Source organism: Klebsiella sp. RHBSTW-00484 (assembly GCF_013705725.1).
GTDB lineage: Bacteria > Pseudomonadota > Gammaproteobacteria > Enterobacterales > Enterobacteriaceae > Klebsiella.
The window spans coordinates 3,461,262-3,476,830 of sequence record NZ_CP055481.1 but is presented as its reverse complement, the minus strand read 5'-3'; the positions used below and the strand labels follow the sequence as shown (position 1 = coordinate 3,476,830).

The 15,569-nt window shown below is 55.6% G+C and carries 4 protein-coding genes; all 4 read left to right on the top strand.

Annotation, left to right across the window (positions count from 1 at the left end):
- The 4 genes from HV213_RS16525 to HV213_RS33760 all read left to right on the top strand — a co-directional run bounded on the left by HV213_RS16525 (position 1) and on the right by HV213_RS33760 (position 15,512).
- The gene (locus tag HV213_RS16525; protein WP_181482528.1) at positions 1-711 is read left to right on the top strand and encodes a C40 family peptidase; all 711 of its coding nucleotides are present in this window, start codon (positions 1-3) and stop codon (positions 709-711) included.
- A gap of 41 nt (positions 712-752) precedes the next feature.
- Positions 753-1,160: a hypothetical protein gene (locus tag HV213_RS16520; protein WP_132467586.1), complete on the top strand. Its 408-nt coding sequence runs from the start codon at positions 753-755 to the stop codon at positions 1,158-1,160.
- A gap of 57 nt (positions 1,161-1,217) precedes the next feature.
- Positions 1,218-1,808, top strand: coding sequence for a tail assembly protein (locus HV213_RS16515; RefSeq protein WP_181482527.1), 591 nt, complete (start codon positions 1,218-1,220; stop codon positions 1,806-1,808).
- Positions 1,809-1,871: 63 nt separating this feature from the next.
- Positions 1,872-15,512, top strand: a complete 13,641-nt coding sequence (locus HV213_RS33760) for a carbohydrate binding domain-containing protein (protein ID WP_442788107.1) — start codon at positions 1,872-1,874, stop codon at positions 15,510-15,512.
- Positions 15,513-15,569: the final 57 nt, after the last annotated feature.

Sequence of the window (15,569 nt, the reverse complement as noted above, 5' to 3'; positions counted from 1 at the left end):
ATGCGCCAGAAAACGATTAAGGCCATTCAGACGCATGCAGCGGCCGATTACCCGCGCGAGGCGTGCGGGCTGATTGCCCAGAAGGGGCGGGTGGAGCGTTATTTCCCCTGCCGGAACCTGGCCAGCGAGGCGAACGATAATTTCGTTCTGGCGCCGGAGGATTATGCAGCGGTTGAGGATTGGGGAACGATCATCGGTATTGTTCACAGCCATCCGGATGCAACGCCGCAACCCAGCGAACTGGACAAAGCGCAGTGCGATGCCACGCAGCTGCCGTGGCACATTATCAGCTGGCCAGAGGGAGATCTCCGTACCATTCTCCCCCGCGGCGAATTGCCGCTCCTCGAGCGCCCGTTCGTGCTTGGCCATTATGACTGCTGGGGTCTGGTGATGCGCTATTTCCGGCAGACCCACGGCATCGAGCTGCACGATTACCGCGTCGACTATCACTGGTGGGAAAATGAGTTCCCGGACAATTTCTACCAGAACTGCTGGTATGAATGTGGGTTCCGTGAGTTTGATGGCCCGCCGCAGCCAGGTGACATGGTGATCATGCAGGTGCAGGCTGACAAATGGAACCACGCCGGGATTTTGCTGGAGGGGAACATGTTGCTGCACCACCTCTATGGTCATCTTAGTCAGCGGGTACCGTATGGCGGATACTATCTCGACAGGACGATGAAAATCGTTCGGTACCACTCTCTATGTTAGTCTTTTGCGGGATTTGAACTAAAAGCAAAAGGATATGGGGAATGAAAAAAATCACTCTGGCATTGGCCGTTTTGACTCTGGCTGGATGTGCGCGTCCATATGGGCAGGCAGAAAAGATTTTAAACCAAGAAATGGTTACACCTAAAAGTGATACACAGCAAACAAAGGTTACGGTAACGAGGAATAAGCAGTTCATCGGTGGTGGTAGTGGAGGCATGTGCAAATTTCTTGTTGCTATTGATGGTAAAGATGTTGCTCTTTTAAGACAAAATCAATTCGTTACAGCTTATTTGGCTAATGGGCCTCATAAGCTACGCGTGAGTAATGAGTGCAATGTTTTAAGCATGGGGATGAGAAAAACCCTTGATTTAGTGGCGGATGGCACACCCCAAGAATATTTAACTGAAGTAGGTTTCTGGGGACAGTACAGGATGTGGCAAGTTAAATAATATCCTAATGTGAAATCAAAGGGCCGTATTAACGGCCTTTTTTATTTGGAGTATTTTATGCAAGAGGTTATGACGCGCATTGAATTGAGTGGAACACTTGGTAAAAAATTTGGTAAGGTTCATCAACGGCTTATTTCCACTACCCATGAAGCAGGTGTTGCGCTGGCAAAAACAATACCAGGGTTCGAAAAATTCATGATATCCAGCGAGGAGCGCGGATTAGCCTATGCAGTATTTAAAGATGAGAAAAATATTGGTATCGATGATTTAGGTTTCCCCGTTACTGGGGAGATAATCCGTATCGTACCAGTGGTTATCGGGAGTAAAAAATCCGGTGTCCTTCAAACTATCCTGGGAGCCGTTCTTGTTGTTGTGGGGGTTGTATTAAGTTTTACTCCTGCTGCCGCAGCTGCACCGTGGTTTTATGGCACGGGAGCATCATTAATGCTCGGCGGCGTAGTCCAAATGCTATCCCCACAGCCAGCGGGCCTGGCCCGTAAAGAGTCACCTGATAACAAGGCCAGCTACGCCTTTGGCGGCGTGACAAATACAGCATCGCAGGGCTATCCGGTCGGCTTGCTGTACGGCAAACGGCGAATTGGCGGGGCGATTATATCCGCCGGGATTTACGTCGAAGACCAGCAATAAATATTTATTAAATAAACCATCCAATTCAGGCCACCTTCGGGTGGCTTTTTTTATGGGCGTAATATGGCAAACAGCATAATTAAAGGGCGCAAGGGTGGCAGCTCAAAGCAGCGGACACCGACGGAACAGCCAGACGATTTACAGTCTGTAGCAAAAGCCAAAATACTGATTGCGTTAGGCGAGGGGGAATTCGCTGGCGGTTTAACGGGAAAAGATATTTATCTTGATGGAACCCCTCTTGAAAATGCCGATGGCTCGGAAAACTTCCCGGGTGTTGTGTGGGATTTTCGCCCAGGCACGCAGGCTCAGACTTATATTCATGGTATTCCCGGAACAGAAAATGAAATAAGCGTCGGGACGGAAGTTTCCAGCTCTATAGCCTGGACCCACACATTTACGAATACCCAATTATCCGCTGTTCGCGTCCGCCTGAAATGGCCGTCCCTGATGAAACAGGAAGACGATGGCGATGTGGTGGGAAATACCGTCAAATATGCGCTGGACATGCAGACGGATGGTGGAGTCTGGCAGACTGTTCTTGAGACCGCGGTCACAGGCAAGACGACCTCCGGTTATGAGCGGAGCCACCGCATCGATCTGCCCCGGGCGGGCAGCACCTGGACCCTGCGCCTGCGGAAAATTACGCCCGACGCCAATAGCGTAAAAATTGGCGATGTCATGACGCTGCAGAGCTACACCGAGGTGATTGACGCGAAGTTGCGTTACCCCCACACGGCGCTGCTTTATCTCGAGTTCGATTCAAAGCTGTTCAATGGCTCTATCCCGCAGATTTCCTGTGAGCCGCGTGGGCGCGTTGTCCGCGTTCCTGACAACTACAACCCGGAGACCCGTGAATATACCGACGTCTGGACCGGTGGGTTTAAGTGGGCCTGGACGGATAACCCGGCCTGGATTTATTACGATATTGTTGTGGAGGACCGTTTTGGACTCGGCAACCGCCTGACCAGCACCAATATCTCGAAATGGACGCTGTATCAGATTGCGCAGTATTGCGACCAGCTGATCCCTGACGGCAGGGGCGGCGATGGCATGGAGCCTCGCTATCTCTGTAACGTCTATGTGCAAGAACGCAACGACGCGTACACCGTGCTGCGCGATTTTGCCGCCATTTTCCGTGGGATGATCTGCTGGAGTGGTGAGCAGATTGTCGTGCAGGCAGATATGCCCCGCGATGTCGATTTCAACTACACCCGGGCGAACATTATTGGTAAGCCCCGCTACTCCAGCAGCACCAGTAAGGCCCGCTATACCAACGCCCTGGTATCCTGGTCAGATCCGGCTAACGCCTACTCTGACGCGATGGAGCCGGCATTCGTTCCGGAGCTGGTCAGCCGGTACAGCTTTAACCAGCTTGAGGTGACAGCCATCGGGTGTACCCGCCAGAGCGAGGCACACCGTAAGGGGCTATGGGGAATCCTGACCAACAATAAGGACCGCCTGGTTGAGATCGATGTCGGTCTCGATGGCAAAATCCCGCAGCCGGGCTACATCATTGCGCTGGCCGACGAACTGCTGGCCGGGAGAGTCAATGGCGGCCGTATCAGCGGGGTTAACGGCCGGGTGATCACGCTCGACCGTGATATTGACGCAAAAGCTGACGATCGGCTGCAGCTGAACCTGCCGTCCGGTATCTCTCAGGCCAGGACCATACAGTCGGTCAACGGCCGCCGGCAGGTTACAGTCACGACGGCATACAGCGAGACTCCGGAATCGGAGTGCGTCTGGATCGTCGAGTATGCAGACCTGGTTGCGCAGCAGTACCGCGTTATCGGGGTCAAGGACAACAACAACGCCACGTATACCATCACCGGCGTGGCCCACGACCCGGATAAATTCCCACGTATCGACAATGGCGCGATTATCGATCAGCGCCCGATTAGTGTTATCCCCCCGGGGAATCAGTCGCCGCCGGAAAATATCGTTATCAGCTCGTATTCTGTGGTGAATCAGGGTATCAGCGTCGAAACGATGCAGGCGCAGTGGAGCGCGGTTAAAGACGCGATTTCGTATGAGGCACAGTGGCGCCGAAATGACGGCAACTGGATAAAAGTGCCGCGCAGCTCGACCACCTCGTTCGAGATCACCGGCATTTATGCGGGTCGCTACCTGGTGCGCGTCTGGGCGATTAATGCCGCTGAGGTTTCCAGCGGCTGGGCGTATTCGGAAGAGAAAACGCTGACCGGTAAAATTGGTCTGCCGTCGGCGCCGATCGCCCTGACAACGACCTCGTTACTGCATGGCGTGCAGCTGAACTGGGAGTTCCCTGCGGGCACCGGCGACACCCAAAAAACTGAGCTGCAATACAGTCCAAACCCGAACGGCAACGGGGCGATGGCGCTCTCTGATGTTGCGTATCCGGGAAAAACGTACCAGCAAATGGGGCTGCAGATCGCGGCCATGTTCTGGTACCGGGCGAGAATTGTGGACCGCCTCGGCAATGAAAGCCCGTGGACTGCCTGGGTGCAGGGCATGGCCAGCGATGATATCGGCGCGTATTACGACCAGCTGACTGATGCAATCAAACAAACGCCGGCATGGGAGGAGGTCCAGCGTGATATAGAGGAGACGCATCAGCAACTGACGGAAACCGCCGACGTTATCCGTGAGGATATGGAGCAGCAGGTTTCGGCCGTTAACCAGAATATTGAAGAGACCGTTACGGCTATCAATAAGGAGGTTGATAGCCAGATTGACGCGGTCAACAAGTCGATAAAGGAGAACATCGATACCGTAAATCAGACACTCGATGACAATATTTCGACAGTTAACCAAAGCATCGGTGCTGCCAACAAGGCTATCGATGCGGCTAACGATCAGATCACTGCTGTCAGCAAATCACTGGATGAGAAAATCACCAGCGTTAATAAAAATATTGATGATACGGTTTCAGATATCAATGCCGGCATCGAGCAGCAGATTGCCGGGGTAAATCAGACGATAACTGATGCTGTGAGCAGTATTAACGCTGACGTTAATCATCAGATAGCAGGCGTTAATCAGCAGATTGATGACGTGAATAAAGCGGTCACCGCCGGTGATGAAGCGCTGAAAAAACAGATTCAGACTGCCGAAAATGGCCTCAAACAAAGCATCGCGCAGGCGAATACGGGCTGGGATAAGGCGGTCAGGCAGGAAACAGCAGATCGTATCGCAGATGTGAATGCGAAAGCCGCGCAGGCAGCTGACCAACTGCTGAATGAGCGCAATGATCGTGTTGCGGCCATCGATCACCTGCAGACCATCATGCAGGATGGCGACGACTCTCTCGCGCGGCAGATTTCTGAAATCTCCGCCGGCAGCGGCCAGCAATTTGACTCGTTCAATATTTTCTATTTCGATAAGGATAACGAGGGCTGGACCGAAGATGATGGCGGTCAGATACCGATGCAAATCACGGATGATGGCTGGCTGAAGGCGTCAAACAGCAATGCTTCCTGTCGTTCGCCTAACGGCCAGGCCATCCCAGCGTCGTCTTATCGCACCGTTATGCTGCGTATTAAACGTGTGGGCAATCCAACGTGGAGAGGCCGGCTTTACTGGATAGGTGTTGATGAAACGGGCTGGAATGACTCCCGCGTCGTCAGTATCCCTGATCAGGAGTTTGATGCTGACGGTATCAGCGTGGTGGCCATCTCGGATATTAACTGGAATGCCTCCGGCACTATCCGCCGATTCCGTCTCGATCTGGCCCAGAGCCAGAACGCAGATAATTATTTCCTGATCCACTGGATATCGGTCGGACGCCCGGCCCCGGCCGCCAGTACCGCTGCACTGAGGGATGAGGAAACCGCGCGTACTAACGCGGATGAAGCGGAAGCGCAAAAACGCTCGACGCTTGCCGCGCAAATTCGGGGTTCAACGGACAGCAACAGCCTGGCGGATCTGCGCTCAGGCCTGCTGTACCAGGAGATGAACGCACGTATCACCGCTGATGCGGCGGAGGTCACGGCGCGTGAGTCGCTGCAAACGCAGTTTAATGAAAACAAGGCGTCGGTAGCGGAGGAGCTCAGCTCCATTTCAACTGTGCAGAGCGCCCAGGCCAGCAAAATCAGCGGGCTGGAAACCAGCCTCGGCAAGAAGGCGGACGCGAGCGCTCTGCAGTCGCTGACGCAGAAAGTCGAGCAGCAGGGAACCACGCTGACCAGCCAGGGTAGTACCCTGACATCGCTGACGAACCGGATTGGGAAGGCAGAGTCCGGTGTGGCCGCGAACAGCACTGCCATTACAGGCCTGCAATCTACGGTCAGCCAGCAGGGCAATACGCTGACCAGCCAGGGCAGCGCCATCACTAAACTGCAAAACGATCTGTCCGTCACTAATGACACGCTGGGCAAAAAAGCGGATGCCGCAGCGGTCAGCAGCCTGACGAACCGTGTCGATGCTGCAGAGAGGAGTATCACTTCTCAGAGCGCCAGCATTACGCAGCTGGACAACAGCGTTACAAGCGCGCAGCTGGATGCTGATGCGGGTAAAAACCAGCCGACGAACCAACTGGTAAATGGCTCGTTTGAGCGTGGTTTTGATGGCTGGCGCAATGACGGCTGGACGACGCTGGCCGCGCAGAATCCGAAATCCGGGAAACTGATCCTGCAGGCAGGTAAAACGACCAACAACGGAACGGCATGCGACCAGGACGTGACGTTAAGGGCCGGGCGGAGCTACCGTTTTGGTGCATGGGTACGCAAATCAGCAGACTTTGCGATCAGCAATCCCAGCAATACGAAACTCAGCCTGCGCAATTCTACCGGGCCAGTTGTAGATGTGATGATGCCCGCTGCGGACATAGCAGGTGGATGGACGTTGTTCACTGGCGAGCATAGGGCCACGGTTGATTCAACGATGGTCTTCTCCCTGAGAACATCCCTGAGTGCGGGCTATCTCTATCTCGATGATGCGTTCTTTATCGATATCACGGATGAGAAAGCGATCGCGGCGAATGCCAGCGCCACCAGTGCGCTGACGAGCCGGGTGGAGTCGGCAGAAGGAAAAATCACGTCTCAGGGTCAGCAGATCACTCAACTGAATAACAGCATCTCCGGGAAAGCTGATGCCAGCGCCCTGCAGTCGCTGCAGAACACCGTCACGCAGCAAGGGGGCACGCTGACCAGCCAGGGGAGTGCTATTACATCCCTGCAAAACTCCCTGGCGGGTAAAGCGGATGCCGGAGCTGTCAGCAATCTGACAAGCCGCGTAACAGAGGCTGAAGGAAAACTTTCAAGCCAAAGCGAAAGCATTACCAGCCTGAATAACACCCTGAATAGCGTGCAGGCCGACGCCGATGCGTCCGGGAAAATGCCGGGCAACCTGATCGTTAACCCGTCGTTTGAGCGCGGCACAGACGGTTATATTGGCATCTCAGCGAAGAGCACGGTGGTGGAAGTCCAGGCGCCGCACTCCGGCGCCCGAGCACTGAAAATTGATACGGGCAGTGTGGCGCCGGGGCAGAACATCGATTTTGTCAAAGACCGCACCTATGACGTCGGCGTGTGGGTTAAACAGGTCGCCGGCACAACGGATAATGGCGCCGGCAACAATAAGCTGCGGATCGGTAACAGCGCGGGTAATCCGGTGCTTGAGATCCCGTATACCGGCGCCGGCACCGGCTGGACAAAATTCAGCAAGGTGTGGAAAGCCACGGAGACCGGAAGTCTTCCCGTCACGCTGAACAACTATCTGACAGCCGGTAATCGTTATTTTGACGACCTTTATGTCATTGATGTCACCGATCGTATCAATACCGAGGCAAATACTGGCGCGATTAGTCAGTTGCAGACGACAGTAACCCAGCAGGGCAATACGCTGATCAGCCAGGGCCAGTCGATTACCCAGCTGAAGAATGATCTGTCCACGGCCAACGGCAACATTGCGAAAAAGGCAGATGCCACCGCCCTGCAGACGCTGCAGAACACCGTGACGCAGCAGGGGGGCACGCTGGACAGCCAGGGACAGGCGATCACCAGTCTGCAGGGTGGTTTGTCATCGGCGAATGCGAACATCGCGAAAAAGGCGGATGGGAGAGCGGTCACAGCGCTGACCAACCGCGTGACTGAAGCTGAAGGGGGGATCACCGCCCTGGGCGCTCAGCTGACGATGCTGAAAAATTCGCTGGCCGAGGGCAGCCTGATCAGCAATGGCGGGCTGAACGTGGATGCCTCATTCTGGGATAACTCCGGACCTGGCTCCGCGTTCACATATGATGCGGGCGAGAAGGCGCTGCGGACGACCACCGGGTCCATTCGCGTTGCTAACACGACACGAATCCCGGTTGAAGCCGGCACCACGCTGATGTTGTCGTTCGAGATGAAATCCTCCGAGGCCATCACGAGCGTGTCGTCGGACACTGTCGGGGTTATCACTGATCTGGGTAATCCAACGGGCTGGCTGGTCTCGGTGTCGCCGTGGCTGGGTGGCGTGACGACCAGCTGGCAGACGAAAAGTATCGCGCTGACGATCCCGGATAATTTCATCGGGAATTTTGTCTATCTGCGATTCGCGGCCGGCAGCTGGGCGCCGGCAACCAGTGCCCGCCTGTATCTCCGCAACGTTGACGTTTTTTCGTCAAACGGCGTGGCGAAAAAAGCGAACGCGTCGGCAGTCAGTGACCTGACCAGCCGGGTGGATTCGGCGGAAGGGACGCTGACCAGCCAGGGACAGTCGATTACGAGGCTGCAGAATGACCTGGCCAGCACTAACAACGACGTGAGCAAAAAGGCGGATCAGAGCGCGCTGACATCGCTGACCGGCCGCGTTGAGAAAACGGAAAGCGGGATGACGGCGGCGAACAGCAACATCACCTCGCTGACCGCCGCGATTACTGCAGCGAAAGCGGCAGGGGATGATTTGATCCCCAACCCGACGTTTGACCCGGCCTATCACCAGATGGGCTATACAGTTGTAAACACAGCAGACGATCCAGACGTTCCGGCAGGATGCCCATTTAAATATGCGGCAAAAATCTCAGCGCGCGATCATATCCCGGGCATTAATTCCTGGCCGGCTAAGCTGGGGGACGTTTTCGACATTAACGCGCTGGTAGCGGTCAAAGCGGGCGGTACGGCGTCATTTCAATTCTACATCGGTACATCGGGTGGCCCATCTGGCGGCTATTCCGCGTACACCTCTGGTGGCGGTGTAACAGCTTCTAACGGAGTGACATGGCGCCGAACTAAATGGCAGGTGACGGTGAATCAAGCGATGCTTGATCGTGGCGGATACTTTAAACCGTTTCTGCAGATTAGCCAGAGCAGTCCGTTCGGTACGACCTGGTATGTAACGGACTGGAACTGCCGCAACATAACGGCAGCGGCTAACGCTCAGGCGACAGCGGACGCCACGGCGTCTGCGGTTGATTCACTAACGACGAAAGTCAGCCAGCAGGGTGATACGTTAAGCAGCATCGGGAACCGGACCACGGCGCTGGAAAACGGCCTGTCGACGACGAACGCGAACGTCAGCAAAAAGGCGGACGCGAGCGCACTGCAGACGCTGCAGAACACGGTGACGCAGCAGGGCAAGGACATCACCTCCGCGAACAGCGCCATCACGAAGTTGAACGGCGACCTGTCCACGACGAACGCGAACGTCAGTAAAAAGGCGGACGCGAGCGCGCTGTCGGCGCTGCAGAACACGGTGACGCAGCAGGGGAACACACTAACCAGCCAGGGCAGTAGCCTGACGCAGCTGAACAACAGCCTCAGCGCGACACAGAACGACGTGGCCGCGCTGCAGAATGATGCGGCCGCCGGCGCAGCCGTACCGGGTAACATGCTCGTAAACAGTGGTTTCGAGCGAGGCCTGGCCAGCTGGACAACGTTGTCCGGAAATTATGCGGTCGTTGATGCTGCTGCACCGCGCAGTGGCGCTAAAATTCTGCGCACCACTACCGGTGATACAGCCGTTGGTCAACTGGTAGATATGAAAGCCGGGCGCACCTATAAGCTGGGCGTTTTTGCCCGCTGCAAAGCAGGTACTGTTATCTCGAACCAGAGTAACAACAAGCTGCGCATTGGCCGCACAGATGGCTCTATCATCACCGACCTGCAGTTCAAGATCTCTGGCATGGATACGGGGAATATCTGGACCGAGTTTAGCCGTACCTATGCACCATCGAGTGATGCGCGATTTGAGATTTCTATTCGAACCTCTGCGAGTGCCGGCGAGCAGTATTTTGATGATTTGTATCTCGTCGATGTTACCGACGAAACGAACATTACGGCCAACGCTGGCGCAATCAGCGGTCTGACAAGTCGGGTAAGCAACGCGGAAGGGGCCATCACCAGCCAGAGCCAGTCGCTTACAAAGCTGCAGAACGACCTGTCGACGACGAACACCAACGTCGACAAAAAGGCGGATGCGAGCGCGTTGCAGACGCTGCAGAACACGGTGACCCAGCAGGGGAATACGCTGGCCAGCCAGGGCCAGTCGATCACCAGCCTGCAGGGTAGCCTGTCATCTGCGAATACGGAGATTGCGAAAAAGGCGGATGCCAGCACCGTTCAGACGCTGCAGAACACCGTGACGCAGCAGGGCAAGGACATCACCGCCGCGAACAGCGCCATCACGAAGCTGAATAGTGATCTGTCGACGACAAATGCGAACGTCAGTAAAAAGGCGGACGCGGGCGCGGTCAGCAATCTGACAAGCCGCGTAACAGAGGCGGAAGGAAAACTTTCAAGCCAAAGCGAAAGCATCACCAGCCTGAATAACACCCTGAATAGCGTGCAGGCCGACGCCGATGCGTCCGGGAAAATGCCGGGCAACCTGATCGTTAACCCGTCGTTTGAGCGCGGCACCGACGGTTATATTGGCATCTCAGCGAAGAGCACGGTGGTGGAAGTCCAGGCGCCGCACTCCGGCGCCCGAGCACTGAAAATTGATACGGGCAGTGTGGTGCCGGGGCAGAACATCGATTTTGTCAAAGACCGCACCTATGACGTCGGCGTGTGGGTTAAACAGGTCGCCGGCACAACGGATAATGGTGCCGGCAACAATAAGCTGCGGATCGGTAACAGCGCGGGTAATCCGGTGCTTGAGATCCCCTATACCGGCGCCGGCACCGACTGGACTAAGTTCAGCAAGGTGTGGAAAGCCACGGAGACCGCCAGCCTTCCTGTCACATTGAACAACTATCTGACAGCAGGTAATCGTTATTTCGACGATTTTTATGTCATTGATGTCACCGAACGTATCAATACCGAGGCAAATACTGGCGCGATTAGTCAGTTGCAGACGACAGTAACCCAGCAGGGCAATACGCTGACCAGCCAGGGCCAGTCGATTACCCAACTGAAGAATGATCTGTCCACGGCCAACGGCAACATTGCGAAAAAGGCGGACGCCACCGCCCTGCAGACGTTGCAGAACACCGTGACGCAGCAAGGGGGCACGCTGGACAGCCAGGGACAGGCGATCACCAGTCTGCAGGGTGGTTTGTCATCGGCGAATGCGAACATTGCGAAAAAGGCGGATGGGACCGCGGTCACAGCGCTGACCAACCGCGTTACCGATGCCGAAGGGACAATTACCGCCCAGGGCGCTCAGCTGACGATGCTGAAAAACTCGCTGGCCGAGGGTAGCCTGATCAGCAATGGTGGGCTGAACGTGGATGCCTCGTTCTGGGATGATTCCGGAACCGGATCGGCGTTTACCTATGATGCGGGCGAGAAGGCGTTGCGGACGACCACCGGGTCCATTCGCGTTGCTAACACGACACGAATCCCGGTTGAAGCCGGCACCACGCTGACGCTGTCGTTCGAAATGAAATCCTCCGAGGCCATCACGAGCGTATCGGCGGATACGGTCGGGGTTATTACCGATTTAGGCAATCCAATAACGTGGCTGGCATCGCAGGCATCCTGGCTGGGTAGCGTGACGACCAGCTGGAAGACGAAAAGTATCGCGCTGACGATCCCGGATAATTTCGCCGGTAATTTTGTCTATCTGCGATTCGCGGCCGGCAGCTGGGCGCCGGCAACCAGTGCCCGCCTGTATCTCCGCAACGTTGACGTTTTTTCGTCAAATGGCGTGGCGAAAAAAGCGAACGCGTCGGCAGTCAGTGACCTGACCAGCCGGGTGGATTCGGCGGAGGGCAAGCTGGCCAGTCAGAGCCAGTCGATTACGAAGCTGCAGAATGACCTGGCCAGCACTAACAACGACGTGAGCAAAAAGGCGGATCAGAGCGCGCTGACATCGCTGACCGGCCGCGTTGAGAAAACGGAAAGCGGGATGACGGCGGCGAACAGCAACATCACCTCGCTGACAGCCGCGATTACTGCAGCAAAAGCGGCAGGGGATGATTTGATCCCCAACCCGACGTTTGACCCGGCCTATAACCAGATGGGTTATAACGTTGTGTCCACGGACGCCGAGGGTGTGCCGGCAGGGTGCCCGTTTAAGTACGCTACGCGGCTGGCCAGCCGCGATCACATTCCAAACATGAACAACATCGTGGCAACTGCCGGTGATGTTATCGAGTTTTCGGCTCTGGTGGCATGCGGTACGGGCACGGCAGCGTTCAATCTGTACGTTGGTTCATCGGGATCACCCGCTGGCGGGATCGCGGCTGCAAACTCTGGTGGTTCCGTTTCAGCTGCAGCCGGCGCTACGTGGGTTCGTACCACCTGGCGCTGGACCGTAACCGCGGCGGTTGCCGCGAAAGGATTTTTCCGCCCGTTCCTGCAAATTTCCCAGAGCGCACCGTTCAGCACGATTTGGTATGTCACGGACTGGCATTGCCGCAACATAACGGCAGCGGCTAACGCTCAGGCGACAGCGGACGCCACGGCGTCTGCGGTTGAATCCTTGACGACGAAAGTCAGCCAGCAGGGCGATACGTTAAGCAGCATCGGGAACCGGACCACGGCGCTGGAAAACGGCCTGTCGACGACGAACGCGAACGTCAGCAAAAAGGCGGACGCGAGCGCACTGCAGACGCTGCAGAACACGGTGACGCAGCAGGGCAAGGACATCACCGCTGCGAACAGCGCTATCACGAAGTTGAACGGCGACCTGTCGACGACGAACGCGAACGTCAGTAAAAAGGCGGACGCGAGCGCGCTGTCGGCGCTGCAGAACACGGTGACGCAGCAGGGGAACACGCTGACCAGCCAGGGCAGCAGCCTGACGCAGCTGAACAACAGCCTCAGCGCGACACAGAACGATGTGGCCGCGCTGCAGAATGATGCGGCCGCTGGCGCCGCCGTAGCGGGCAACATGCTCGTAAACAGTGGTTTTGAGTTAGGCAGCAAAAGCTGGACGATATCCGGGCCAGCGACATTCAGTTCGGCCGCATCACCGCATAGTGGCGGCATGATTGCACGTTGTGGCGTTGGTAAATCGACCATTGCTCAGCGCATCGATGTCAAAGCCGGCCGGACCTATCGGGTCGGTGTTTTTGCCCGTCGTAACACTGCGGCGGCCACAGCGGATCAGTCCTATCACAAGCTGCGAATTGGCGATACCAGCGGTTCGATTATCTATGGTGCCAACTTTATCACGGCAGATTTGCCGACGGGGGCAACATGGGTAGAAGTCAACGGCAGCTGGACGGCCGCAGCTGATGCAACAGTTGAAGCGGCGATCTGGGCGTCGTTGTCAGCCGGCGAAATGTACGTCGACGATTTTTATGTCGTGGATATTACCGACGAAGCGAAAATTGCTGCCAACGCTGGTGCGATAAGTGGCCTGACTAGCCGTGTCAGCAACGCTGAAGGGACCCTCTCCAGCCAGGGGCAGTCGCTCACGAAGCTGCAGAACGACCTGTCGACGACGAATACCAACGTCAGTAAGAAAGCCGATGCCACCGCGCTGCAGGCGCTGCAGAACACCGTGACGCAGCAGGGGAATACGCTGGCCAGCCAGGGCCAGTCGATCACCAGCCTGCAGGGTAGCCTGTCGTCTGCGAATACGGAGATTGCGAAAAAAGCGGATGCTTCGGCGGTCAACACGCTAACGAACCGGGTCACGCAGGCGGAGAACAAACTCGAAAGCCAGGGCCAGTCAATCACTAGCCTGAATAACAGCATTTCAGCGGTACAGCAGGATGCCGATGCGGCTAAATCTATGCCGACGAACATGCTGGCGAATAATTCATTTGAGCGCGGGTTTGATGGCTGGTCGAATGATGGATGGACTACGCTAGCTGCGCAGAATCCGAAAAGCGGGAAATTGATCATCCAGGCAACCAAAACCGCCAGTGGTTCAACTGCCTGTGATCAAACCGTGAATATGGTGGGCGGCCGGACTTATCGTGTAGGCGTCTGGGCGCGAAAATCGGGTGACTTTGCTGTCAGCAATCCGGATAACACGAAAGTGAGCATCCGAAATGCCAGCGGGCTTGTGAAAGACATCCCGCTATCTGGTTCCAATGTCGGTACATCATGGACGCAGATTAGTGCCGATTATAAACCTGCAGCAGATGCCTCGCTGATTGTTTCAATTCGTTCCAGTTTGTCAGCCGGCTATCTCTATCTCGATGATGCATTTTGTCTTGATGTAACCGATGAAGTTGCCAACAACGTGAACGCATCGGCGATCAGCGCGTTGACGACCCGGGTTACGAATGATGAGGGGAAAATTACCTCTCAGGGCCAGTCGATCACCAGTCTGCAGAACAGTCTGGGGAATAAGGCGGACGTCGGTGCGGTTAACTCGTTGTCGACACGAGTCACGCAGGCTGAAGGCAAAATTGAGTCTGCGGCCACCAGTCTGACCAGCCTGAACAGTACAGTGGGCAACCTGTCATCTACGGTGCAGGCGCATGGGCAGACGTTGGCTGACACGAACGGCAAGCTCAACTCGATGTACAGCATCAAGGTTGAGACCAACAACGGGAAGAAAGTCGGTGCGGGTATCGTGCTGGGGAGTGATGGCGATACCAGCGACATGATCCTATACGCTGATCGGTTCTCACTGTTCAACCGCAACAGCAAATCCGCTGTGCCGGTGATGATTGCTGAGGGTAACGAGCTCTACATTGATTCGGCCCGTATTAAAAATGGCTCTATTGATAACGCGAAAATTGGCGATTTCATTTGTTCCAGTAACTATAACTGGGCTGATGGTTCGACAGGCTGGCTCGTCTCCAAAGATGGAGCCTGCCTGTTCAATAACGGGAGGTTTCGCGGCACCGTCTATGCAGATGGTGGTGAATTTAATAACGTCACCATCCGTGAAAACTGCAATGTTCTGGGAACAGTTCAGGCGGCGAAGATTGTCGGTGATGTTGGTGCGTATGGTATCAATATCGCCCAGCATCGATCACGTTCCATCCCTAAGGCAACATGGGTATGGTATGACCTGATGGTCGTAGATCGTCAGCCATTCGCACAGCGAGTTCAACTGGTTGGAGCGTTACGTCAGGATGACAAAATCAATATTTCAGGTTCAGGTGATTTTTCCGCTGAACCGGGCTATTGCATCCTGATGCGCACCGCCGGCGCGACATCAGGTGGTGGCGCTATGACGTGTGCAATCAGTATTGACGGCATTTTGTATGCGCAAGAAGGCGACTCGATGAAGGTCCAGTCTATGGACTTCGTTGTTCCCGCAGGTACTGGCCAGACTGTCGTGCGTTACGGATATTATCTGGACCGCAACGGCAGTATGAAAGGCGCTATTTTGTCCCGCTTCCACGCATTTGCTTCCCGAAATTCCAATATTATTCGCGGTGCATCAAGTGACTAGGAGGATAGAAAAAGGGGCCATCTGGCCCCTTGATGAATAGAAAGATGAGTCGTAGCT

Bases quoted from the DNA above. Each gene is read 5' to 3' on its own strand.
- HV213_RS16525 (WP_181482528.1), top strand. From the start codon at position 1: ATGCGCCAGAAAACGATTAAGGCCATTCAGACGCATGCAGCGGCCGAT.
- HV213_RS16520 (WP_132467586.1), top strand. From the start codon at position 753: ATGAAAAAAATCACTCTGGCATTGGCCGTTTTGACTCTGGCTGGATGT.
- HV213_RS33760 (WP_442788107.1), top strand. From the start codon at position 1,872: ATGGCAAACAGCATAATTAAAGGGCGCAAGGGTGGCAGCTCAAAGCAG.
- HV213_RS16515 (WP_181482527.1), top strand. From the start codon at position 1,218: ATGCAAGAGGTTATGACGCGCATTGAATTGAGTGGAACACTTGGTAAA.